This is a genomic window from Bradyrhizobium sp. OK095 (assembly GCF_900109945.1).
GTDB lineage: Bacteria > Pseudomonadota > Alphaproteobacteria > Rhizobiales > Xanthobacteraceae > Bradyrhizobium.
The window spans coordinates 206,010-229,142 of sequence record NZ_FOBX01000004.1 but is presented as its reverse complement, the minus strand read 5'-3'; the positions used below and the strand labels follow the sequence as shown (position 1 = coordinate 229,142).

Here is a 23,133-nt window from a genome sequence, read left to right as displayed (position 1 = left end):
GCATGATTCCGCGTTTCCCGATGTTATTGCTCCCACGGCTATTGCGACGCACAATCTCTGCCCTGGGGCGGCTCATCGTACCTCGCCTTCGCCAATGAGCGCGAACGGCCCCCACATCGCAGGGTAGGCGTTGCGCGGCGACGAGGTGTCATCGATGTAGGCTAACATTGCGCGGCGCAACGCTTCGGCACGACCGATTCCTGGTTCGTTTTTGAGCAAAGCGAAAGTCGAAATGGTCAAGCGGGTGGCAGCTTCCGAATCCACCGCCCAATGCGAGACCAGCAGCGCACGGGCGCCGGCATAGAAGAACGCGCGCGCCAGCCCCGACAGCGCCTCGGCCCCGGGCTTGTCACCGGCGATGGTGTTGCAGGCGGACAGCACAACCCAATCCGCATTGAGCTTGAGCTGGGCGACTTCGCTTGCAGTCAGCAGGCCATCGTCAAGCTCCGTGGGCTGATCGGGAATGGAGAGCGCAAGCGAGGGCTCGCCCAGTCCCTTGACGTCGCCCGCAACGAGGCCGTGGGTGGCAAAGTAAATGATACTGTATTGAGCAAGCGCTGCACGCTTGAGCGTCGTTTCGCTGGCATCGCGGCCGAGATGGATGTCGGCCTCGCCCGCACCGACATCCTTGGCCACCGCGTTCAGCTCGTCGGCGGTGTCAGGCAATTGCGGCAGCGCTTTGGCAAGCTGCGCGCGATCGACGCCGGCACCGCGCCAGAAGTCGGTATAGGCAATCGTCGCGACGCTGCGCGCGGCGACCTTGCCGCCCGCGGCACGACGATCGGCAGGCCCTTCGGCCGCAGGGTTGAAGACGGGATCGCCAAAGCCGGTCATCGGCTTGACGCCTTGATCCCTGCGCGCAAAGGCACGCAGCGATTTCAGGCTGATCACCGACGGCAGCACCGAGACGGCCTGACGCCGGAGCAACCAGGCCGCGCTGCGATAGCCTTCGAGCTTGTCCGGGATCGCAGCTTGCGGCGTCTCCGTGACGAGCAGATGAAACGGCAATGCGGTCAGCGCGGCCGACGGCACCACCAAAAGGCTGCGCTTGTCCTTTGTCAGCGCCTCGACCGGGCCGAGCAGCGCGACATAGAGCTCGTTGGCGAGCGCGAGGTCGAACAATCCCGATTTGCCGGAGGCATCGCGCGCCTTACCGACATCGAGCCCTTTGCGAAACGCCGTCACCTTCTGCGTCAACGCGTCCGCGCCGAGGGGGATCTCCTTCCAGTCGACGCCGTCGCGCGTGATGGCGATGACATAGCTCCGCTTGTCGACGACGGAATAGATCGCCATCGCTTCGTCGGCCGACAACAGCGGCTGGATGTCCTTCACCGCGAGCGGCAGCGGGTTGGAGAGCGAGGCATAGTCGGGAAACTCGACGGCGAGCGTCTTCTGCAAGCCGGCGCGCTCGCTCGCGATCGCTGCGATCCGCGCGCGGCTGCGCTGCTCGGCCGCGACGTCGCGTTGCGCGGCCTGCTTCGACACCGCCGTGATGATTGCCTTGTCGAGCGCATCAGTCTCGGCGGCAAGATCCTGGTCCTTGCGCACGAGCTCGGCGAGCCGGTCGCTGCCGGCGGCAAGCCGCACCGCGAGCTTGTTCACGGCGGACGCGGCGGAGGATTGCGTGCCGCGCTGGATCGCGGCCAGCGCTTCATCGAGTGCCTTGTCGTCGGGGAGAAGATGCTGCTGCCGCGCGGCAAACAAAATCGGCAGCACCACACGCAGCTGCGCGCGATCGCCGCGAAGCGTCCGTTCCGCCAGCGGCAGCGCATCTGCGGTGCGCCCGGAAACATAGAGGAAATAGGCGAGATTGCCGGTCGAGGTCAGCACGTCAGGATGATCCGGCCCGAGTGCACGCTCACGGATGGCAAGCGCACGACGATAGAGCGGCTCGGCATCGGCATAGCGCTGCTGGTGCTCGTAGAGCCCGGCGAGATTGTTCAGCGAGCGCGCGACATCGGGATGATCCGGCCCCAGCACCTTTTCGCGGATCGCGAGCGAGCGCTTGATCGGCGCCTCGGCGTCCGCATCGCGGTTGAGGTCGCGGTCGACCTGGCCGATGTTGTTGAGGACTGTGGCGACGGCTGGATGCTCGGGGCCGCCGGCCTTCTGGTAAATCGCAAGCGCGCGCTGGAACAGCGGTTCGGCGTCGGCCTGCCGTTCCTGCTTCACATAAAGCGTGGCGAGATTGTTGAGGGCCCGGCCGACATCGGGATGCTCGCGCGACAGGCCCTTCTCGCTCACGGACAGCGCACGCTTGAACAGCGGCTCGGCTTCAATGAGGCGGCCTTGCCGCTGATAGAGCGCGGCGAGATTGGTCAGTTCGGCCGAAATCAGCGGCGTTTCCAGACCGAGTGATTTCTCCAGCAGCGCGATGGCGCGCTTGTAGAGCGGCTCGGCCAGATCGTCGCGGCCCTGGCCGGCATAGACCTGACCGAGATTGTTGAGCGCGGCGGCGAGTTCGCGACCGTTGTCCTTCTCCAGACTCGCGACCATGCCTTGCGCGAGCGGCAGCGCTTCCGAATACTTGCCGGCGCTCATGAGCGCGTTGATCCGCGCGCTCTCCGCGGCAAGACCTTTCTGGGCGAGGACCGGCGTGGTGAGCGATCCGGCGATCACGAGCGCCAAACCCGCGACCAGCATCAAGCGACGGCGTGTCATGAACCCTCTCGCTGCCGACCTCGAACCATTACGGTGTTGGGTCGCAGCGACCGGGAGCGGCGTTCAAATTGTCGCGCTTTAGTCCGCCTTCGCGCGCGCCTCGCCCACGAGGCGGACCAGCATCTTGCGCAGCGCCGTGCCGTCGGTCACCCGCTCCGGAAAGTCCAGCCGCAGGGCGCTCTGGCCGTCCTGCATGTCGAGACCCTCGGGGTCGCAGCCGGTGCAGCGCCAGTCGCCCGCGGCCGCGCCGAGGAGCTTTGTTGCATAGAGGCCCATGGCATCGCGATGGTCGGCATTCATGTGCTCCACAGCCCCCTCCTCAGCCGCCAGCAAATCCTCCGCGCCGGCAAGGTCCGTCAGGAACTGCTCGGGCTTGAGGTCGACGATGCGGCCGAAACCGGCGACCAGATGGGTTCCCGTCGGCCGGATCCGGAAGAACGAAAAATCCTTAAATGAAACAAAGGCCTCCGCCGATGGATGGGCATTGAGATACCTCCGTTGAAGCAGATCCTTCTCGGCGTCGGCCTGTTCCGCCCGGCCGGACAGCATGATCCGGGCGCCTTCCAGCGGATCGCCGGCGGCACGTTCATCCAGCAACAGGGAGACCCGCCCATCCGCCAGGATGTTCCTGGTGTGCACGGCCAGGCCAGAGATCAGCAGGACGGGCGAGCCGTCCGGGTGGCTGGCCAGATTGACCAGGGAACAATAGGGATCGCCGGACCCCACCATCAATGTTGCGAGAGCGCCCTGCCGCGACCGCCGCAGCAGCGATTTGGCGAGCTTTCCGGGATCGAAATCGGGGGTCGGTTGCATCGGCTTTCTCGGTTCAGGTGGTTGCAAGGGGGGCCTTATTTCGGGTAAATGGGGGTCTGGTTATGGGTCGAGATGCGGCGAATCTGCCGCCTTTCGTGGAACTTGGTCACACTTCAGCCCAGCTTGCATTGCTCGGTGACAAGGTTCGAACGCCAAATTCGGCACCCATGTATGCGGCGCACCACTGGATTGCTCGCCGTTTAAGCCACGATCCAAACGGAAAGCAGAAAGCAGGCTCATGCCCACAATCGCTTTGGTCGACGACGACCGCAACATTCTCACATCCGTCTCGATCGCGCTGGAAGCCGAAGGCTACCGCATCATGACCTACACCGACGGCGCCTCCGCGCTTGACGGTTTCCGCACCACCCAGCCCGACCTCGCCATCCTCGACATCAAGATGCCGCGCATGGACGGCATGGAGACGCTGCGCCGTCTCAGGCAGAAGTCCGACCTGCCGGTAATCTTCCTGACCTCCAAGGACGAAGAGATCGACGAGCTGTTCGGCCTCAAGATGGGCGCCGACGATTTCATCCGCAAACCGTTCTCGCAGCGCCTGCTGGTCGAGCGCGTCAAGGCCGTGCTGCGCCGCTCGGCGCCGAAGGACCCGACCGTCACGCCGAAGGAGAACGACGCCAAGGCGCTCGACCGCGGCCTTTTGCGCATGGATCCGGAACGCCATACCTGCACCTGGAAGAACGAGCCTGTCACGCTGACCGTCACCGAATTCCTGATCCTCCAGGCGCTTGCGACCCGTCCGGGCGTGGTGAAGAGCCGCAACGCGCTGATGGACGCCGCCTATGACGACCAGGTCTATGTCGACGACCGCACCATCGACAGCCACATCAAGCGGCTGCGCAAGAAGTTCAAGGTGACGGACAACGATTTCGAGATGATCGAGACGCTCTACGGCGTCGGCTACCGCTTCAAGGAAGCCTGAGGCGCAAGGCGTCTTCACAAAAGCAGAGTGCTGCGCCGGTTCTGATTCCATCGGGACCGGGATGGCTCTAGGATGCGGGGACCGTTGCACCAGCTGTCCTAACGCGGGCGTAAGCATTGCTTGACCGAACGCAGCCTGACGAGAACCAGAACGCCGGGAACATCGCATCCGACGGCGCTCTGGAGCACGTTTCCGGTGACAAACCTGTTACGCAGGGCTGGCGGCCGCTGAACTGGCTCAAGCGCGCCGGGCAGTTCTTCTTCGCGCTGTCCTTCTCGAGCCTGACCCGGCGCATTGTCTCGCTCAACCTTGCGGGCCTCGTCGCGCTGGTTGCGAGCATCCTGTATTTGTCGCAGTTCCGCGCCGGCCTGATCGACGCGCGAGCGCAGAGCCTTTTGGTACAGGCCGAGATCATCGCGGGCGCGATCGCGGCCTCCGCAACCGTGCAGACCAACGCCATCACCATCGATCCCGACCGCCTGCTCGACCTCAAGACAGGCGACAGCTATGGCGGGACGGACGATTCACTCGATTTCCCGATCAATCCGGAGCGCGTGGCGCCGGTGCTGCGCACGCTGATCTCGCCGACCAAGACCCGCGCGCGGATCTTCGATCCCAACGGGACACTGCTGCTCGACAGCCGCGACCTCGACAACGTGCTGACCTTCCCGCTGCCGCCGCCGTCGCTGAAACCGGGCCTGGTCGAGCGCGGCATGGTCGCGGTCCGCACCTGGCTGAACCGCGGCGATCTGCCGCTCTATCGCGAACTCGGGCGCGAGAACGGCAATGGCTACGCGGAAGTCGGTGAAGCGCTCCAGGGCCAGAAGCGCTCGATGGTGCGGGTCAATTCACGCGGCGAGGTGATCGTCTCCGTCGCAGTCCCCGTGCTGCGCTCGCGCGCCATCCACGGTGCGTTGATGCTGTCGACCCAGGGCGACGAGATCGACCAGATGGTGACGGCAGAGCGCCTCGCCATCCTGAAGATCGGCGGCGTCGCCGCCGCGGTCATGATCATGCTGTCGCTGCTGCTTGCCAGCACGATCGCGGGTCCGGTGCGCCGGCTCGCCGACAGCGCCGAGCGCGTCCGCCGCCGCATCAAGACCCGCGTCGAGATCCCCGACTTCACCCGCCGCCGCGACGAGATCGGGCATCTGTCCGGCGCGTTGCGCGACATGACCAACGCCCTCTACAGCCGTATCGAGGCGATCGAGATGTTCGCCGCCGACGTCGCCCACGAGCTCAAGAACCCGCTGACCTCGCTGCGCTCCGCGGTCGAGACGATGCCGCTGGCGCGCAACGAGACCAGCCGCGCCCGCCTGCTCGAAGTGATCGAGCACGACGTTAAGCGGCTCGACCGGCTGATCACTGATATCTCCGACGCGAGCCGGCTCGATGCCGAGCTGCAGCGGCAGGACGCCGTCCCGGTCGATCTGCGCCGCCTGCTGGGCACGCTGGTCTCGGTCGCGAACGAGACCAAGCTCGGCCACGACGTCGCGGTCGAGGCGCGCTTCGAGGGGCGCGGAGCGAACGACGCGCTCGCCGTGACCGGCCACGATTCACGGCTCGGACAGGTGGTCTCCAACCTGCTCTCCAACGCCCAGTCCTTCTCGGAAGCCGGCAGCAAGGTCCGCCTCGTTTGCCGCCGCGTGCGCGGAGAAATCGAGATCGTGGTCGACGACGACGGTCCCGGCATTCGCGACGACGCGCTGGATCGCATCTTCGAGCGCTTCTACACTGATCGTCCGCATCAGGGCTTCGGCCAAAACTCCGGCCTCGGACTTTCGATCTCCAAGCAGATCGTCGATGCCCATGGCGGACGCATCTGGGCCGAGAACCGCGCTGGGCCCCCGGACGATGAGGGCGTCCCGACGGTATCAGGCGCGCGCTTCGTGGTGAGGCTGCCGGCGCTATGAGCCAAGGCAGCTTGAACGACGGCAGCTTGAACGACGGCGGGCCCAGCGTGCACGCCTCCGCGGTCAAGGTCGGACAAATGGCCGTGCTGATCCGCGGTCCCTCGGGCTCCGGCAAGTCGCGCCTTGCCTTCGATTTGATCATGGCGGGGCGCGCAGGGATGGTCGAAAGGGCCGTTCTGGTCGGTGACGACCGTGTCCATCTGGCGACAGTCGGCGACGAAATTGAGGTCCGTCCCGCGCCCGTGCTGGCCGGCCTGATCGAGATTCGGGGCCTCGGAATCCGCCGCTGCAACTTTGCGGTGCATGCGACCGTCGGTCTCGTGGTCGATCTGGACGCCGTGGACGCGGAACGGCTGCCGCCGGCCGAATCCCTGAAAACCAGCATTTTCGGTGTCGAAATACCGCGAATCCCGGTGAGTCGCGACTTTCCGCCCCTCCCTTTGGTTGTCGCAGCCTTGACCACTACCAAGAGTTAACCTCTGGCTAACCCTTCAGGCGATTGTTTGAAGGGAAATGGTAACCATATGAACCCCACTATCGCGACCGAATAGTCCGGCGCAGCTCCCCTCATCCATCCGTCTAGATTCAGGGAGATACGCAACATCCCCTCTTGCGCGGGGGCTCTGGATGGTCAAAGTGGCGCGTTCGTGCGGTGCACCAAAAGCGCCCGCGAGGAGTTTTTCCGATGATTGGTCTAGTACTTGTGACCCACGGGCGCCTTGCCGACGAGTTCAAGGCAGCGCTTGAGCATGTCATGGGCCCACAAAAGCAAATCGAAGCGATCACGATCGGTGCCGAAGACGATTCCGATCTGTGCCGAAGCGACATCATCGAGGCGGTTAACCGCGTCGATTCCGGCGATGGGGTTGCGATCCTCACCGACATGTTCGGCGGCACGCCGTCGAACCTCGCAATATCCTGCATGAGCCGGCCGAAGGTCGAGGTGCTCGCGGGCATCAACCTGCCTATGCTGGTAAAGCTCGCCAAGGTGCGTGAAGAGCGTCCGCTGCCCGACGCGATCGCGATGGCGCAGGAAGCCGGACGCAAATACGTCACCATCGCCAGCCGCGTGCTCGCCGGCAAATGAGCGACGACGCGCCGCAAGCCGGGCCCGGCGTGCCCGCGGGCGCGATTTCGAAAGAGCTCCTGATCATCAACAAGCGCGGCCTGCACGCGCGCGCCTCGGCAAAATTCGTCCAGGCGGTCGAGCGCTTCAACGCGCAAGTGTGGGTGACGCGCGGGGGCGAGACCGTCGGCGGCACCTCGATCATGGGCCTGATGATGCTTGCGGCAGGACCGGGCACGACCATCACGGTGGCCGCGGCTGGTGCCGAAGCGGACGCCGCGCTCGCGGCGATTACGGAACTCGTTGAAAGCAAGTTCAACGAGGAAGGGATTTAGTTCCCGATCACTTCGCCGGCGGCGCGATGTAGATGTTCCAGCTCATCGCCGGGCCGGCCTTGCCGTTTGTGAAGCGGCGCGTCGTCATCACGATGCGCTCGGCATTCGGCGCCACTTCCGACACCCATTTCTCGAACGCCGGCAGGCGGCCATCGGTCGGATCGAACACGCCGATGAAGCCATACGTCCTGGCATCATCGCGCGAGGTCAGGCCGGAATCCCAGGCTTCGATCGGCACGAGCGCCGCCGGATGATCCGGGCTGTAGAACACCATCGGCTGGATCGACTCCATCGTGCCGGCGACGACCGCCCAGCGCGAGGCAAAGCGCGCGTGCCAGGCCTGCGTCAACTCGCGCGCGAGCTCCGACCGCGCGCCATAGGTCGCGGTGTTGCCGGCATTGGCCGCCATCTCGCGCGCGGCGATCCAGGGTGAAGCCGCGAGCGTGGCGACGCTGAGCACAAGCCAGATCGCGACGATGTTGAACAGCACCGCACTCTGCACCCGCAGCGCGGGGATCGCGACCAGCGCCAGCGGCACCAGGAAGAACAGCGAGATGCCCCAATCGGTCTTCATGTAGATGCTGAACACCAGCGCGCCGAGCGGCGGGCCGACCGCGACGATGATCTGGATGATCCAGACATTCAGCGCCTGCGAGACATTGACGCCGGAATTGCCCCCACGGGCCCAAGCCCGCGTGACGACGCGCAAGGGCGCGCGCAACAGCAGCGTGAACCATGGCGGCACTAGCGCCATGGCGAGCGCAGCGAGCGCCACCGGCAGCGCCAGCAGCGCGACATTGTGCACGGCATAGCCGGCCACGAGCTGATGCACGAAGCCGGCGTCCTCGAGGCTATAGGTGTCGCCGGCATAAGTCAGCGGCACGAAATGCACGTCCGCCAGCCAGACGATGTGCGGGATCATCGCCACCACCATCGTCGCGATCGCGACCCATGGCGCCGGCGACAGCAGGAATTTCATCCGCTCCGGATGGATCAGCGCGGCAAGGCCGATGGCGCCGATCATCGTCAGCACCCAGTATTTGGTCATCAACGCCAGCGCGCCGGCGAGCCCAAGCAAGACTCCGGAGTGCCACGTACGCTTCTCGAAGGCATTGAGATAAGCGAGCACCAGCAGCGGCAGCGTGACGAGCTGGAGCAGGTCCGGGTTGTATTTAAAGCCCTTGAAATTGAAGATCGGATAGAGCGCGACCATCACCACGACCAGGAACGCGCGCCGCGGGTCCACGACGCGCAGTGCAAGCAGCCAGCAGATCACCATACCGACGCCGACGGTCGCCATCGCCAGCGCGTAGGTGGCCCAGTCGGTCGCCGGGAACATGGTGAACCAGAGGCCGGCAACCCAGCCCGACAAAGGCGGGTGCTTGCCGTAACCCCACAGGAATTTCTGGCCCCAGCCCCAGGCTTCTGCGACGTCCATGTGAACGTCCTGCGCCGCCTTGAGATTGATCAGGATGAAGGTCCAGAGCACCGCATGCAGGATAGCGAGCTGGATCACCAGCCAGAGCCGCGCCTCCGGCCGGGTCGCGCTGGCGACCAGCCAGGCCCGGAAGCGGTCAAAGCTCACCCGGGGTTTGACGCGTGTACGGGCGGAGGGGATCGCGGTGGTGGACATCGGCCTGGACATGGGCGCTTGCGTAGCGCGTTTTGGCCCATCGTGGAATCAGCTTGCCGTGAAGAAAGGCCCTGAAAATACAGCAATATGGTTGCCGCACGGGGGTGTGAGTGGTATCCCGCGCCCATGACGACCGTCCCCATTTCGAACATCCGCAATTTCTCCATCGTCGCCCATATCGACCATGGCAAATCGACGCTGGCCGACCGCCTGATCCAGATGACCGGCGGCCTCTCCGACCGCGAAATGGCGGGCAAGGAGCAGGTGCTCGATTCCATGGACATCGAGCGCGAGCGCGGCATCACCATCAAGGCGCAGACGGTTCGGCTGAAATACCACGCCAAGGACGGCAAGGATTACATCTTCAACCTGATGGACACGCCGGGCCACGTCGACTTCGCCTACGAAGTCTCGCGCTCGCTGGCGGCGTGCGAGGGTTCCCTGCTGGTGGTCGACGCCAGCCAGGGCGTGGAAGCGCAAACGCTTGCCAACGTCTACCACGCGCTCGACGCCGGTCATGAGATCGTACCGGTCCTCAACAAGGTCGACCTGCCCGCGGCCGAACCCGAGAAGATCAGGCAGCAGATCGAGGACGTGATCGGCATCGACGCGTCGGACGCGGTGATGATCTCGGCCAAGACCGGCCTCGGCGTCCCCGATGTGCTCGAGGCCATCGTCACCCGCCTGCCGCCGCCGAAGGGCGATCGCGACGCGACGCTGAAGGCGTTGCTGGTCGACAGCTGGTACGACGTCTATCTCGGCGTCGTCGTGCTCATTCGCGTCGTCGACGGCGTGATGAAGAAGGGCAGCCGCATCCGCATGATGGGAACGGGCGCCGCCTATGACGTCGAACGCGTCGGCTTCTTCACGCCGAAGATGACGCAGGTCGACGAGCTCGGCCCCGGCGAGATCGGCTTCATCACCGCCGCGATCAAGGAAGTCGCCGACACCCGCGTCGGCGACACCATCACCGACGACAGGAAGCCTGTCACCGAGATGCTGGCGGGCTTCAAGCCGGCCATTCCCGTGGTGTTCTGCGGCCTGTTCCCCGCGGACGCCGATGATTTCGAGACCTTGCGCGCGGCGATGGGCAAGCTGCGCCTCAACGATGCCAGCTTCTCCTACGAGATGGAAACCTCCGCCGCGCTCGGCTTCGGCTTCCGCTGCGGCTTCCTCGGGCTGTTGCATCTGGAGATCATCCAGGAACGCCTGTCGCGCGAGTTCGATCTCAATTTGATCGCGACCGCGCCGAGCGTGATCTACAAGATGGCGCTGACCGACGGCCAGGAAATCTCGATTCACAATCCCGTCGACATGCCCGATGTGGTCAAGATCGCCGAGATCCAGGAGCCCTGGATCGAGGCCACGATCCTCACCCCCGACGAATATCTCGGCAGCGTGCTGAAGCTGTGCCAGGACCGCCGCGGCTCGCAGAAGGAGCTGACCTATGTCGGCTCGCGCGCGATGGTGAAATACGATCTGCCGCTCAACGAGGTCGTGTTCGATTTCTACGACCGCCTGAAGTCGGTCTCGAAGGGCTACGCCTCGTTCGACTACCATCTCACCGACTACAAGCCGGCCGATCTCGTGAAGATGCAGATCCTGGTCAACAACGAGCCGGTCGACGCGCTCTCCATGCTGGTCCACCGCACCCGCGCGGAAGGGCGCGGTCGCGCCATGGTCGAGAAGATGAAGGAGCTGATCCCGCCGCACATGTTCCAGATCCCGATCCAGGCGGCGATCGGCGGCAAGGTGATCGCGCGAGAGACGGTCCGCGCCCTGCGCAAGGACGTCACCGCAAAATGCTACGGCGGCGACATCACCCGTAAGCGCAAACTTCTGGAGAAGCAGAAGGAAGGCAAGAAGAAGATGCGGCAGTTCGGCAAGGTCGACATCCCGCAGGAAGCGTTTATTGCCGCGCTGAAGGTGGACAGCTGAGGCGGGGGCTTAGGCTCTCACGGATCATCAGCCGCCGTCATGCCCGGGCTCGTCCCGCCTACGGGGCCGAAGCCCCTTCGGCGCGGCGAAGGCGTGGATGGCCGGGTCGGACAAACAAAAATGTCGAAAACAACCCCATGCACAGTAGACGGCCGCTTGATGGAATTGAGTTTTTCCGATTTCCAGAATTTAACTTGCTCCGTCGGGCAAAACAGGGGTATGGTGGCAGCATCGCAGGGTGTGTGATGCAGGCGTCCACGTCCGATCCCTGATCGATCACGTCTTCCGCTTCGCCTCGACGTACCGCGCGAAATTGTCGAGGATCGCCTGCCAGCCGCCTTGCTGCTGCTCAACCGAGTGCGTCGCTTCGCCATCGAAGACGACGCGGACGACAACGCCCTTCGCCCCAGGCACGAACTCGACTTCGGCCTTTCGGTCGCCGAACGCGTACTCGATCCGCTTGTGTTCCACGATCTTCGTGTAGGTGCCGGCGAAGTCAAAGCCCATGCTGCCGTCCTTGGCTTCCATCCGGGACGAGAAGACGCCGCCTTCCCGCAGGTCGACCGTTGCCTTGGTCGTATGCCAGTCGTCGGACGCTGTATTCCACTTCACGATGTCGGCAGGCGTCGTATAGGCATGCCAGACCTGATCGATGGGGGCTGCTACGCTGGTTTCGACGGTGATCCTCATGGGCATTGCTCCAGTTCAATTCGTGTCGAGGTGACGCTTCACTTCCCGTGTGCCGGGCCATCCGCGGCACTTCCGGGAATTGTAAACCAAGGACGATCGAAACCCGTCGGCGCCGACATGGTCGGGTCGTGAAATCTGGGGTTCAAGGCGCCGCCAGCTGGTAGGATGGGTAGAGCCCTCGCGAAACCCATCCTACGGGCTGAGGTTGAGTCGGCCTATGGAAAGTGTTTTGCTGTTCCCGAGACAAGGCCTGCCTGCAAAAAGGTTAGAGCATGACGCGCCGGGACCTCACGCGACTTCTCATCAGAGTGTTCGGCCTGCTCCTCCTCCTGAGCACTGCGGCCAACCTGCCCTCGACCATTTACGGATTCGAGTTGCAGATGAAAATGTGGGCCGCAGCAAGGGTCGTCTCTGATTTGCCGTCACTCCTCGTCGCCGTAACCTACCAATTCGGACCGGCGGCGATTTATGCGGCCCTCGGCCTGATCTTCATGTGGTGGAGCGGCCGCATCGTGGATCGAGCCAGCCAGGTCCCTCAGAATGACCGCTTGCCGGTGGCATCGACCGATCTGAAAAACATCGAGGTCAGCCTCGTCGCCGTGATTGGACTGTATTTCCTCGCAGACGGGTTCGCCGAACTCTGCCGATTCGCGTTCAGCCAGGGCTTCATCTATTCGCTGGATGGCTCGGCGGCGCTGAAGTCAGTTTGGACGGCCATGACCGGATTCCAGGTCTCTACGCTCCTGCAAATCCTGGTGAAGCTCACGATCGGAGCTGCGCTTGTGCTTGGTCGCGGGGCAACAATAGCCGCGCTTCACCGGGCCCGTCATTGGGTGCAAACGTGGCGCGCATGGCCATATCCGCCGGAGGAAGACCGAGACCGCAGGATGGGTTGAGCTTTTGCGAAACCCATAAGCGGCGGCGACCGCAGGATCGCCCGTCTTCAATGTTCGCCTCTCAGGGTCTGGAGTTACGGTGATGTCCCATCAAACCGGCCCCGTCACGTTCGTGCTCATAGCCCGAATACCAGCGAAGGGTGTCGCGGACTTTCGCACCTATGAGGATGCTGTGCTGCCGCTACTGCCCGAGTTCAACGGTTGCCTGGAGCGACGTCTTCGCAATCCGGCAGGCACCGTCGAGATGCACATCGTCAGCTTTGCGTCCGAAATTGACTTTCAGAATTACCGGAACGATCCCCGGCGAACGGCGCATGCGCGGATGTTGGAAAAATCAGCTGCGACACTGGAATTGGTCCCGATGGCGGACGTCTGACGCCGCTATCGCAAGTTCGCGGGAGTCCAGCACTCTCACCGTAACTCCAACATCGCAGCGTGTGTGATCGGCGGATCGAATGCGATCCGGCCTTAGCCAGCACGACCTTCACTTCGCCGCGCCTTCAACGGCGATGATGCGGAAGCTGCCGTATTTCTCGCCGACCGCGCGAGCCTGCGTGTACTCAGGCGATTGTCGCCATTTCATGAGTTGCTCCATGCTGTCCCACTCGATCAGGACGACGCGGCCCTTCGGCGGCTCGCCGTCGATCGAAACCCCACTTCCGCCTGCAAGATAGCGTCCGCCGTAGGCCTTGACACTGTCACGGGCGAGCGGAGCAAACTCATTTGCAAACCCTTCGGGGTTTTTCACTGTGTTGTCTTCAATCATGAAGACCGGACGGTTCGCCTGCGCGTGAATTCCGTGACTCTCCAGCGCACCGATGCCGATGCCTGCGACCAAGGCTCCGGCCGCCACAAAAAGAGCTTTCATAAGCACTGTCCTCCTGAATGGCCGCTCACCTCGTCTTCGCTCCGAGCGCAATTGCATCGGTTCGGACCAGCTTCAACGACTTGACCATCTTTTCCGTAGTCGCCTTGTATTTCTTGAAGTGCTGGGATTCGAGGTGCGATTTGTAGGCCTCGATGTCGCGATAGATCTCGAAGACTTTCACCTGGGTCGGGTTGTCCTTGTCGGACACGGCGTACAGCACCAGAACGCCCGGCTCGACGCGGACTGCCGTTTCGATGTGTTCGTTGACCGCTGCCTTGTAGGCCTCGAGTTGAGCGGGATCGATCTCGATTTCGGCGAGCTGGATGTACTGGCCTTGTGCCTCCTGGGCCGTGGCAGACGCTCCCAGGGTAGAAGCCAGCATGGATGCGCCCAAAATCAGAAGATGCTTTGTGTTCATCGTTACCTCCTGCGCAGCGCCAACGACGTTAGCGGCATCGCATCTCGTAGGGTATCAGCTCACTTGCGGTATTGCTCGTCACTGACTTTCTCGAGCCAATCGACGTTCTTGCCGTCCCTGGATTCCTGAATCGCGATATGCGTCATCGCGGTCGTGGGCGACGCGCCATGCCAGTGCTTCAGTCCCGGCGGAAACCACACGACGTCGCCGGGCCGGATCTCCTCGACCTGACCACCTTCACGCTGGACCCACCCGAGCCCGGCGATGACGATCAGCGTCTGCCCCAGCGGATGCGTGTGCCACGCGGTGCGGGCACCGGGTTCGAAGGTGACCTGGCCGGCGCCGACGCGGGCGGGATCCGGCGCCTGGAACAGCGGATCGACCCGCACCGTCCCGGTGAACCAGTCTTGCGAGCCCTTCTGGGAGGGCCGGGATCCGTTTCTCTTGATGTCGATGTCCATAGGAAACTCCTGATGCTCCTCTAGCGCGGACGCTTCTCGATGACGTCCTTGACGACGGGCGCCGCCGAGAAGGCATTGGGCCAGCCGGCGTAGAAGGCGAGATGGCCAACCACCTCCCCGGCTTCCTCCCGAGTCAGCCCGTTATCCATCGCACGGTTCAGGTGATAGGTGATCTGGGCGACTTGTCCGGCTGCGATGAGGGCGCTCACGGTGACGAGACTGCGGTCCCGAGGCGCGAGGCCCGGTCTGAGCCAGAGGTCCCGGAAGAGGACGTCCGTGGTGTACTGGACGAGGCTTGGCGTGATCTGGCCGAACTGCTCTCCGACGCGGGTCGCCCGCTGCTTCTCGGCAGCCTCGTCAAGGGGGAGTTGCGGTCCCGACGCCGGCGGGAGTTGATCGGCGCCGATGTTGCGGCTGTTGAAGACGTTCTTCGCCGCCGGGATCGCATTCATCGCGTTCGCCCAGCCGGTGTAGAACGCCAGATGCGTGATGATCTCGGAGATCTCGGCCGGCTTCACGCCGTTGTCGAGCGCGAGACCGAGATAGAACGGCAGTTCGACGGTCTGATTGCGAGCGATGAGCGCCGCGAGCGTGACGATGCTCCGGTCTCGCGGCGATAAACCAGCTCGCTTCCAGAGATCGCCCTGCAGAAATTGCTGCGCATATTTCTCCAGCGCGGGCGCGACGGCACGGATTTCTTCCGATTTCAACATGGGATTTGCTCCTTGGGTGGGCGCCTGATCTGCGGCGATGGCGCCGCCGGCGAACAGGCTGAATGAAAACAGGGTCGCTGCGAGCCGTCTCATTGCTTGTATCCTTCCGAAATTGTCGGGTGCGCCAGCAACCACGCGGCGACCAGCGCGGCGCAGAGCACGGTGACGGCACTGGCGAGAAACACGGCGTTCAGCTTCGCACCGACCGCGATCAACCCGAGCGCAGGGCTCGCAACTCCCTGCGCCAGGTCGAGAAAGGCGGTGTAGGCCCCCATGGCAAGGCCGCGGCTCTGCGCCGGTACCCGACGAACCGCTTCGACGCCGAAGCCGGGGTAAACCAGCGAGAAGCCGAAGCCGGTGAGCGCCGCGCCCGCCAGCGCCATCTCGGGCCGAACAGCCAGCCAGAGCAGGACGAGGCCGGCGGCTTCGATCACCGCGCAGACCAGCGCGACCTTTGCACCGCCAATCGCATCGGCCACATGGCTGAAGAATATCCGCGCCACGATGAAAGCGACGGCATAGGCGGTGTAGGCGAGCCATCCGTTGTCCCATCCTCGGCTCGCGAACAGCAGGGCGACGAACGTCGTCACCGCACCGAACCCGACGCTGCCGAGGGCAGAGCCGAGACCCGGCACCCACACGGCGCCGATCACTTCGGTGAACGAGAAGCGCGCGCGCTGCACCGGCGCAATCGTCGGAAGGGGCGCAACGAGCAGCAAGGTGAGCAGCGGAGCTATGGCGGTGGCGAGCGCGATTGCGGTGAAGCCATAGGCAGCGTAGAGCGCAGAGCCCGCTGGCGCGCCGATCGCAAACGCCGCGAACATCGCGGACCCGACCCAGGCAATGACCTTGCCCGTGCTGCGGGAATCCACGAGCGCCAGCCCCCAGCTCACCGCGGCCGTGATGATGAAGCTCTCTGCAGCGCCGAGCAGCGCACGCCCTGCCAGCAGGATCGCAACGGATGTCAGCGGCGCGCCGACGAAGCCGAGCGACGCCAGATAGAGCAATCCCGCAGCACCGGCCGCTATCAGGCCTGCGATGACGCCGCGCTTGGCACCGCTTCTGTCCGAAAAGTGCCCCGCCCAAGGTCGCGAGATCAGGGACGCCGCGAACTGGCTGCCGGCGACGAGCCCGACGACGAACGTTCCCAGCCCCAAGCCATCGTGCACGTGAAGCGGAAGAACCGGCATGGCAATGCCGATGACGAGAAAAGCGACGAAGACCACGCCCATGATCGGCAGCAAGGCCGCCGCGAGACGCGGGGCGGCAACGGATTGCTGCGTGGTGGTTGCGGACATGCCTTGCCTTTCGCTGAGACGGCGGAGCCGCCGGGCGACTGGTCTGAATCTAAGGCTTCCGATGGCCCGCGATTAGGTGATAGATTTTGCATGCAGTTATTAGGGTGGCTCATCAATGCAGCGAGACGACGCGAGCGACCTGCTGGCCTTTCTCGCAGTGGCCCGGGAACGCAATTTCACCCGTGCCGCGGCGAAACTCGGCATGACGCAATCTGCCCTCAGCCAGATCATCCGAAAGCTGGAGGAGCGGATCGGTGTCAGGCTTCTGAACCGGACGACGCGCAGCGTCACCCCAACTCAGGCTGGCGAACGGCTGTTCCTGAGCATTGGGCCCAAGTTCAACGAGATGGATGCCGATCTCGCCGCACTCAGCGAGCTCCGGGAAAAACCGGCCGGGACCGTTCGGCTGACGGCGACGGAGTACGCCGCCTCCGAGATCTTGTTGCCCGCCCTCGGCAAGGTCCTGCCAAAATACCCCGACATCAACGTCGAGATCGTCATCGATTACGGGCTAACCAACATCGTGGCGCAGCAGGTCGATGCCGGCATCCGCCCCGGCGAGCTTGTTGCCAAGGACATGATCGCAGTGCGGGTCAGTCCAGACCTCCGGATGGCCGTCGTTGGTTCGCCCTCCTACTTCGCCGAACGCAAAAGGCCAAAGACGCCCCAGGATCTGACGCATCACAATTGCCTCAACCTTCGCCTGCCGACCCATGGCGGTAGCCTGTACGCGTGGGAGTTCGAGAAGAACGCGCGAGAGCTCAAGGTGCGCGTGGAGGGACAGCTGGTGTTCAACAGCGCGACCCTCCTCCTGGACGGAGCGCTCAAGGGCCTGGGCCTCGCCTACCTGACCGAGGGTCACGTTCAGCAATACGTGTCCCAAGGCCGGCTCGTCCGGGTGCTTTCGGATTGGTGTCCGCCCTTCTCGGGCTACCACCTCTACTACCCCAGCAGGCGACAGCCCTCTTCCGCCTTTTCGGTGCTGGTCGAGGCGCTTCGATATCGCGGAAGGTAGGACACCGCTGCCACCACAGCCCCGCAGGTCGCAAAATCAATTCACCGTCCGCAGCGCAGCCGTGAACGCGGCGAGATCGGCTCGCGCCATCTCATCTGGCGCCCAATGGGGGAGGTCGGCGAGCTGCTCGATCACGCGCGCCCGGTCCTGCGGCAGCAGGAAGCTTGCCCAGACCTCGCTTGTGTCGCGGATGGCGGCGGCGACGAGGCGGGCGTTCTCGGGCTTGGTGGCGCCCTGGATCGCCGCGCAGACAATGCCGAGGATATATTGCGCGGCGTTGCGGCGGAAGCCGGCAAGTCCCTCCTCGCGGATGCGGGTGCGCTGCTCCGGCGCAAGGCCCGCCCAGAACAACTGGCCCGCAACCGCCTCGCGCGCCATGCCGCGGATCATGAAGCTGATCGCCACCGCGTACTGGTCGCCGTACTCGGTCATGTTGCGCTGGAGCGCGACAAGATCGGGCTGCGGCGGCTTCGCACCGTAAAGGATGAACAGCTTGTGGGTCGCGTTGGCGGCGTCGGTCCAGTCCATCAGCCAGTCCATGTCGCTCGCCTGCGCGGGCGGCAACGCCGCCAGGGCGTCGAGATCGAACACGCGGCCGAGCAGGGCTGCGATCTCCGGCCGGGTCAGGTCGGGCCGCCCGCCCTTTTTGGTCACGCCTTCCACATAGATCCGGAAAGCCTGCGCGGCCTCGCGCGCGGCGGCCGCATCATGCGCGCCATCCTGTGCAAGCGCCGGTGAAGCGAGTGCGAGGAGGACCAGGAGGATTCTGACGATCGGCATGGGCAACCTCAACCGGCGCGATACGCCGCGCCGTTCGTGACGATGGCGGTTGTTAGTCGCAGCCGACGCCGTCGAGGTTCGCGGACCTGCGGCGGGCCCTCAGGATGAGGTCCGGTGTTGCGGTGAACTCGCGGACGCCCTCCAGCCCCCACCGGGACCGCGATCATCCAATCGCGAAATCGGCCGCCGTCTCCGCGTGAATGGCGGTCGTGTCGAACGTCTCGACCGAAGTATCGTCTCGACCGACCAGCATCGTGATCTCGGTGCAGCCGAGGATGATGCACTCCGCGCCCGCGGCGACGAGCGCGGCCATCACCTCCTGATAGCGGCGGCGCGAGGGAGCGGTGACGCTGCCGAGGCAAAGTTCATCGTAGATGATGCGGTTGACGTCGGCCCGGGCGTCTGCGGGAGGAACCAGGACGTCGAGATCATGCGCGCGCAGCCGGTCGATGTAAAAATCTTCCTCCATCGTGAACTTGGTGCCGAGCAGCCCGACCCGCCGGTAGCCTCTGGAGCGGATGCGCTCTGCCGTTGCGTCGCCGACGTGAATGAAGGGAATGGTCACATTCGACATGATCTCGGGCGCCAGCTTGTGCATCGTGTTGGTGCAGAGCACGATCGCGCGCGCGCCGGCGCTTTCGAGACGCCGTGCGATTTCCGCGAGGCTGGCCGCCGCCTCGTCCCAGCGGTCGGCATATTGCATCTCCTTGATCGCCTGAAAATCGTAGGAATACATCAGCAGCGGCGCCGAATGCAGCTTGCCCATGCGGTCGCGGACGCGCTCGTTGATGAGCTTGTAGTAGAGCGCAGTGCTCTCCCAGCTCATGCCCCCAATCAGACCAATCGTTCGCATTCCGGCGGCTCCACAAACAACTCGGTCGGATCGTAGACGAAGAGGTCAGAGCTGGCCATGTCTGCCGTTCCGATTGAACCCGATCCGAGTTCGGCGACACTATCCCCTTGCCTGGTGAGCGGCTTCGCCCATCCATGGGCAATACGGGAACGTCCGTCATGCGAGAGCGAAACTGGCGATTGATCGCGGTCGGCACGGTGCTGCTGGTGCTGGCCGTCCTGTTCTTCCTGTCGATGCGGGACACGACGCCGTGGTCCAATGATCCCGCCACTGTGATGCGGACGGTCGGAGAGGTTTCCGGCGCCGTCGGCGGCATCAGCCTCGTCATGATCCTGTTCGGCCTGATCGGCCGGAAGGCGCCGGCCTGAGCGGCGTCATTACATGCGGTTTTTCTTTTGCGAAATCGTCGCGCGCATCGTCGCGATCTATCTATGCGTCGATTGCATCCGCATGCTGCGGGATGGCTATGCCGAACGGGAGATCAGGGCTTTCAGTCCCGATCTCGTGGTCTGGCTGCTGGACCGGTCGCGGCAGGTCTTTCAGCGGGACACGGCGCCTATCAGGTACTGGATGGAAATGGGCCACCAGGCCCTGTGTCTGGCGGCGTGCCTCGCCATCGCGATCTTCGGGTGGTGGCCGCCGAACGGCTGAGTATCCGCCGATAGCATCGGTTGAGAATTTTGAAATCTAGAGCGCCGGCAAATCCCGCGGCGGCTTGCGCATTCCCGACGCCTGCTCATAGGCGTAGGCCAGTCGCAACAGCTTGTGCTCGCTCCAGGCACGGCCGGCGAAGGTGACGCCGAGCGGATAGTCGGGCGTTTCCTTGTCGCCGGCTCCCGAGACGAAGCCGCCGGGCACCATGACGCTGGGATAGCCCGCCTTGGCTGATATCACGCAACCTCCGCTGCCGGGGAACAGCACGGCGTCGAGCTTGTGCCGGTTCATATAGGCGTCCATGCCGCGCGTTTTGGCGGCGAGCAGGTCCATGGCGCGGGCCGATTTGTATTCGCGCTCGCTCAAATCGCCCCTGCTCGCATTGGCGGCGAGGAACAGGTCCTGGCCGAAACGCAGCGCCATCTCCGCGTTCGCTTCGTTGAAGGCGACGATGTCGGCGATGGTCTTGATGTCGGTGCCGGTCGCCCAATGCTTCAGATAGAGGTTGAGATCGTGCTTCAGCTCGTAGAGGAAGACGATCCACTGCATCATCGGATTGCCTTTGTTGGGACTCAGCGGATTGCGGTTGAACACAGCCATGGTCGTGCCCGGTCCGGCCATCCAGCCGGCTGTCGGCATGCTGGCGCGCACAATGACAGCGCCGAGATCCTCCAGCACCTTGATGGCGTCGGCCATCATCCTCGCCGATGCCGCCGGCAGCTTGCCGTAATAGGGATCGTTCAGGGTATCTGCAGGGTCGCTCGGCACGCCGATGCGCGCGCCCTTCATCGCATCCTGTGTGAGGCCGGCGGTGTAATCGGCCGGCCGCTTCTGCCGCTCCGTGGCGGGATCGCGCGGGTCGCTCGCCGCCAGCACGTTGAGGAGCAGCGCCGCGTCGCGCACAGTGCGCGTCATCGGTCCCGCGGTGTCCTGGCTATGCGCGATCGGCACGATGCCGGCGCGACTGATCAGCCCGACGGTCGGCTTGACGGTGACGAGGCCATTCTGGCTGGCGGGGAACAGCAGCGAGCCTGAGGTCTCGGTGCCGACCGAGGCCGCGCACAGACCGGCTGCTACGGCGACCGCCGACCCCGAGCTCGAGCCCCCGGGACTCACGACCGGAATGCCCCGATCGTCCATCAGCACCGGCGCATAGGGGTTCTTCACCTGACCGCCCAGCGACGAATAGCCCGAGGGCATCTCGATCGCGAGGATGTTGGCGAACTCCGTCAGGTTCGCCTTGCCGAGGATTATCGCGCCGGCGTTCCGCAGCAGCTTGACGATTGTGGCATCGCGCCTCGCATGCGCGCCCTCCAGCGCCAGCGAGCCCGCCGTGGTCGGCTGCTTGTCGCCGGTGGCGATGTTGTCCTTCAGCAGAATGGGGACGCCGGCCAGCGGTCGCTTGGCCGACGGTTTGGTGCCGTCGAGCTTGGCCGCGATCGTGAGCGCGTCGGGATTGAGCGCGCGCACGGAATTGAGCATGGGCCCGCTGCGGTCATAGGCCTCGATGCGCGCGAGATAAGCCTCGGTCAGCGCCGTGGCCGTGACCTGCCCGTTCGCCAGCGCATCGAGGATGTCGCTCATGGGCGCGTCCTCGAGCTTCAGCCCGGCCTGCGCCTCGGCGCGGACTGCAGCTGCGGCGCGGCGGGGTGGCTTCGTCATGACGTGCCTCTTGGACGGCTTGCTGCGAATGCGCTACAAACGGTAGCATTAAGGCCGATGGCACGACAAGTTGATTGCACCGCTGAAACTTTCTACGCCCAACTCAGATTCAAATGGCCTGCGCGACAGCTATGATGGTGACGAACGCACGATCATCATGGAGCGATCGTGGCCTGCGGGCCATGCGCCGGGATGTGATCTTGATCCTCTCCGCCAAATAGACGACCATCGTGCCTCTTACCGCTCACACCAAGAATGGGCGAGGAAACGCGCATGAACGCAACTCCCGAACTTGGCCTGGTCGAGCGGGCTCGCGCCATCGCGCCGCTGATTGCGCGCGAGGCGGACGAGATCGAGCGGACACGACGGCTGACGCCTGTGGTCGTGACCGCGCTGATCGAGCACGGACTTTATCGCGCGCTGCTGCCGCAGAGCCTTGGCGGCACCGAGGCCGCGCCGGACCACTTCATGCAGATGCTGGAGGAGATCGCCAAGGCGGATGCCTCTACGGCCTGGTGTCTCGGCCAATGCAGCGTCTGCGCCATGATCGCCGCGTCCCTCGACCACGACACCGCGCTGGAGATCTTCAACGCCGCGCCCGGCATCCTCGCCTGGGGCGCGATCGCGCATGAGGCGCGCGCAGTCGAGGACGGCTATCGTGTCACGGCGCGCTGGGACTTTGCCTCGGGCTCGCGGCAGGCGAGCTGGCTCGGGGCGCATGTGCGCATCGTTGGCAGTGACGGGACGCCGCGCAAAAATGCCGACGGATCGGCGGAGGTGCGCACCATCCTGTTTCCGGTCGCGAGCGCTGTGATGCACGATGTGTGGCAGGCGATCGGGCTCGCCGGCACCGGCACGGATTCGTACGAGGTCGCCGACCTCTTCATCCCCGAGCGCTTCACGGCGTTCCGCGATGTACCGCATGCGCTGGTTGAGAAGGGTCCGCTCTACAGGATCGGTACCGGCTCGACCTTCAGCCTCGGCTTTGCCGCGGTCTCGCTCGGCGTCGCGCGGGCGACCCTGGATGCTGCCATCGCCTTGTCGCGCGCAAAACATCAGTCGCTCGCCGCCAGCGCCATGCGCGACAACCAGGCGGTTCAGGGCCTGATCGGCCGCACCGAGGGCGATTTGCGCGCCGCGCGCGCCTATCTCTATGCGACAGCGAAGGCGATGTGGCGCGATCTCTCCGTAACAGGCACGTTCAGCGCGGCGCATCGCAGCGCGGTCAGGCTGGCGGCGACCTGGACCATTCATCAATCCGCAAAAGTGGTCGACACCGCCTATCACATGGCCGGGGCGACCGCGGTGTTCCGAAAGCATCCGTTCGAGCGCCGGTTCCGCGACATGCACGCCATCGCCCAGCAAATCCAGGCGCGCGACACGCATTACGAGGACGTCGGTAGGATGATCCTCGCCGAAAACCGCTAGTCGGCGAGCAAAGCTGCGGCGCTTTGTCTCTTCTTACGACGAACGGCTCATCCGCATGCGCTGACGGCATTGAGTCATGCAAAAGGATGACAACGATT

The 23,133-nt window shown here is 64.4% G+C and carries 24 protein-coding genes; 12 read left to right on the top strand and 12 right to left on the bottom strand.

Annotated elements, in window-relative coordinates:
* Positions 1-72 precede the first annotated feature (72 nt).
* Complete coding sequence (locus BMW89_RS13100; protein WP_092026869.1) at positions 73-2,661, bottom strand: CHAT domain-containing tetratricopeptide repeat protein; 2,589 nt, start codon at positions 2,659-2,661, stop codon at positions 73-75.
* A gap of 78 nt (positions 2,662-2,739) precedes the next feature.
* Positions 2,740-3,474, bottom strand: coding sequence for a HugZ family pyridoxamine 5'-phosphate oxidase (locus BMW89_RS13095; RefSeq protein WP_092026855.1), 735 nt, complete (start codon positions 3,472-3,474; stop codon positions 2,740-2,742).
* A gap of 238 nt (positions 3,475-3,712) precedes the next feature.
* Here BMW89_RS13095 and BMW89_RS13090 point away from each other — a divergent pair, with 238 nt between their 5' ends.
* From BMW89_RS13090 to BMW89_RS13070, 5 genes are all read left to right on the top strand, one after another.
* Positions 3,713-4,414 carry a response regulator transcription factor gene (locus BMW89_RS13090; RefSeq protein WP_092026853.1) on the top strand — a complete coding sequence of 234 codons (702 nt, stop codon included), beginning with the start codon at positions 3,713-3,715 and terminating at the stop codon, positions 4,412-4,414.
* Positions 4,415-4,530: 116 nt separating this feature from the next.
* Positions 4,531-6,327: a sensor histidine kinase gene (locus tag BMW89_RS13085; protein ID WP_177196019.1), complete on the top strand. Its 1,797-nt coding sequence runs from the start codon at positions 4,531-4,533 to the stop codon at positions 6,325-6,327.
* 11 nt (positions 6,328-6,338) lie between these two features.
* Positions 6,339-6,803 (top strand): HPr kinase/phosphorylase, encoded by a 465-nt coding sequence (locus BMW89_RS13080; protein ID WP_244547582.1) that lies wholly within the window; start codon positions 6,339-6,341, stop codon positions 6,801-6,803.
* 209 nt (positions 6,804-7,012) lie between these two features.
* Positions 7,013-7,414 (top strand): PTS sugar transporter subunit IIA, encoded by a 402-nt coding sequence (locus BMW89_RS13075; protein ID WP_007597752.1) that lies wholly within the window; start codon positions 7,013-7,015, stop codon positions 7,412-7,414.
* Positions 7,411-7,728 carry an HPr family phosphocarrier protein gene (locus BMW89_RS13070; RefSeq protein ID WP_092026851.1) on the top strand — a complete coding sequence of 106 codons (318 nt, stop codon included), beginning with the start codon at positions 7,411-7,413 and terminating at the stop codon, positions 7,726-7,728. The genes BMW89_RS13075 and BMW89_RS13070 overlap by 4 nt, the downstream gene beginning before the upstream one ends.
* A 7-nt stretch (positions 7,729-7,735) precedes the next feature.
* Here the strand turns inward: BMW89_RS13070 and BMW89_RS13065 are convergent, their stop codons facing one another.
* Complete coding sequence (locus tag BMW89_RS13065; RefSeq protein ID WP_092027303.1) at positions 7,736-9,361, bottom strand: glycosyltransferase family 39 protein; 1,626 nt, start codon at positions 9,359-9,361, stop codon at positions 7,736-7,738.
* A gap of 126 nt (positions 9,362-9,487) precedes the next feature.
* Between BMW89_RS13065 and lepA the strand changes: the two genes are divergently transcribed.
* On the top strand, positions 9,488-11,299 hold the full coding sequence (lepA, locus tag BMW89_RS13060; protein ID WP_092026848.1) for a translation elongation factor 4: 1,812 nt from the start codon (positions 9,488-9,490) through the stop codon (positions 11,297-11,299).
* Positions 11,300-11,575: 276 nt separating this feature from the next.
* On the opposite strand, the gene BMW89_RS13055 is transcribed toward lepA, so the two are convergent.
* Positions 11,576-11,989 (bottom strand): SRPBCC family protein, encoded by a 414-nt coding sequence (locus tag BMW89_RS13055; protein ID WP_092026845.1) that lies wholly within the window; start codon positions 11,987-11,989, stop codon positions 11,576-11,578.
* Positions 11,990-12,261: 272 nt separating this feature from the next.
* Here BMW89_RS13055 and BMW89_RS13050 point away from each other — a divergent pair, with 272 nt between their 5' ends.
* Positions 12,262-12,885: a hypothetical protein gene (locus BMW89_RS13050; protein WP_092026844.1), complete on the top strand. Its 624-nt coding sequence runs from the start codon at positions 12,262-12,264 to the stop codon at positions 12,883-12,885.
* Positions 12,886-12,967: 82 nt separating this feature from the next.
* Positions 12,968-13,261 carry a hypothetical protein gene (locus BMW89_RS13045; RefSeq protein ID WP_092026843.1) on the top strand — a complete coding sequence of 98 codons (294 nt, stop codon included), beginning with the start codon at positions 12,968-12,970 and terminating at the stop codon, positions 13,259-13,261.
* A 108-nt stretch (positions 13,262-13,369) separates the two neighbouring features.
* On the opposite strand, the gene BMW89_RS13040 is transcribed toward BMW89_RS13045, so the two are convergent.
* The 5 genes from BMW89_RS13040 to BMW89_RS13020 are packed head-to-tail and all read right to left on the bottom strand — an operon-like array spanning position 13,370 to position 16,643.
* Entirely contained in the window at positions 13,370-13,753 is a 384-nt protein-coding gene (locus BMW89_RS13040) for a DUF1330 domain-containing protein (protein WP_177196018.1), read from the bottom strand.
* 25 nt (positions 13,754-13,778) lie between these two features.
* Positions 13,779-14,171 carry a putative quinol monooxygenase gene (locus tag BMW89_RS13035; protein WP_092026840.1) on the bottom strand — a complete coding sequence of 131 codons (393 nt, stop codon included), beginning with the start codon at positions 14,169-14,171 and terminating at the stop codon, positions 13,779-13,781.
* Positions 14,172-14,230: 59 nt separating this feature from the next.
* Entirely contained in the window at positions 14,231-14,626 is a 396-nt protein-coding gene (locus BMW89_RS13030; RefSeq protein ID WP_092027301.1) for a (R)-mandelonitrile lyase, read from the bottom strand.
* A 26-nt stretch (positions 14,627-14,652) separates the two neighbouring features.
* Positions 14,653-15,438, bottom strand: coding sequence for a carboxymuconolactone decarboxylase family protein (locus BMW89_RS13025; protein ID WP_092026839.1), 786 nt, complete (start codon positions 15,436-15,438; stop codon positions 14,653-14,655).
* Positions 15,435-16,643, bottom strand: a complete 1,209-nt coding sequence (locus BMW89_RS13020; RefSeq protein ID WP_092026838.1) for an arabinose transporter — start codon at positions 16,641-16,643, stop codon at positions 15,435-15,437. The genes BMW89_RS13025 and BMW89_RS13020 overlap by 4 nt, the downstream gene beginning before the upstream one ends.
* A gap of 115 nt (positions 16,644-16,758) precedes the next feature.
* Between BMW89_RS13020 and BMW89_RS13015 the strand changes: the two genes are divergently transcribed.
* Positions 16,759-17,658 carry a LysR family transcriptional regulator gene (locus tag BMW89_RS13015; RefSeq protein WP_092026837.1) on the top strand — a complete coding sequence of 300 codons (900 nt, stop codon included), beginning with the start codon at positions 16,759-16,761 and terminating at the stop codon, positions 17,656-17,658.
* A gap of 36 nt (positions 17,659-17,694) precedes the next feature.
* On the opposite strand, the gene BMW89_RS13010 is transcribed toward BMW89_RS13015, so the two are convergent.
* Both BMW89_RS13010 and BMW89_RS13005 read right to left on the bottom strand, forming a co-directional pair.
* Positions 17,695-18,438, bottom strand: a complete 744-nt coding sequence (locus BMW89_RS13010; protein WP_092026835.1) for a hypothetical protein — start codon at positions 18,436-18,438, stop codon at positions 17,695-17,697.
* A 163-nt stretch (positions 18,439-18,601) separates the two neighbouring features.
* Positions 18,602-19,291, bottom strand: coding sequence for an aspartate/glutamate racemase family protein (locus BMW89_RS13005; protein WP_092026834.1), 690 nt, complete (start codon positions 19,289-19,291; stop codon positions 18,602-18,604).
* Positions 19,292-19,449: 158 nt separating this feature from the next.
* On the opposite strand from BMW89_RS13005, the gene BMW89_RS13000 reads away from it, so the two are divergent.
* Positions 19,450-19,659: a hypothetical protein gene (locus BMW89_RS13000; protein WP_143062754.1), complete on the top strand. Its 210-nt coding sequence runs from the start codon at positions 19,450-19,452 to the stop codon at positions 19,657-19,659.
* A gap of 13 nt (positions 19,660-19,672) precedes the next feature.
* Positions 19,673-19,942, top strand: coding sequence for a hypothetical protein (locus BMW89_RS12995; protein WP_092026831.1), 270 nt, complete (start codon positions 19,673-19,675; stop codon positions 19,940-19,942).
* Positions 19,943-19,978: 36 nt separating this feature from the next.
* Here the strand turns inward: BMW89_RS12995 and BMW89_RS12990 are convergent, their stop codons facing one another.
* Positions 19,979-21,607, bottom strand: coding sequence for an amidase family protein (locus BMW89_RS12990; RefSeq protein ID WP_092026829.1), 1,629 nt, complete (start codon positions 21,605-21,607; stop codon positions 19,979-19,981).
* 273 nt (positions 21,608-21,880) lie between these two features.
* On the opposite strand from BMW89_RS12990, the gene BMW89_RS12985 reads away from it, so the two are divergent.
* Positions 21,881-23,035, top strand: coding sequence for an acyl-CoA dehydrogenase family protein (locus tag BMW89_RS12985; protein ID WP_177196016.1), 1,155 nt, complete (start codon positions 21,881-21,883; stop codon positions 23,033-23,035).
* Positions 23,036-23,133: the final 98 nt, after the last annotated feature.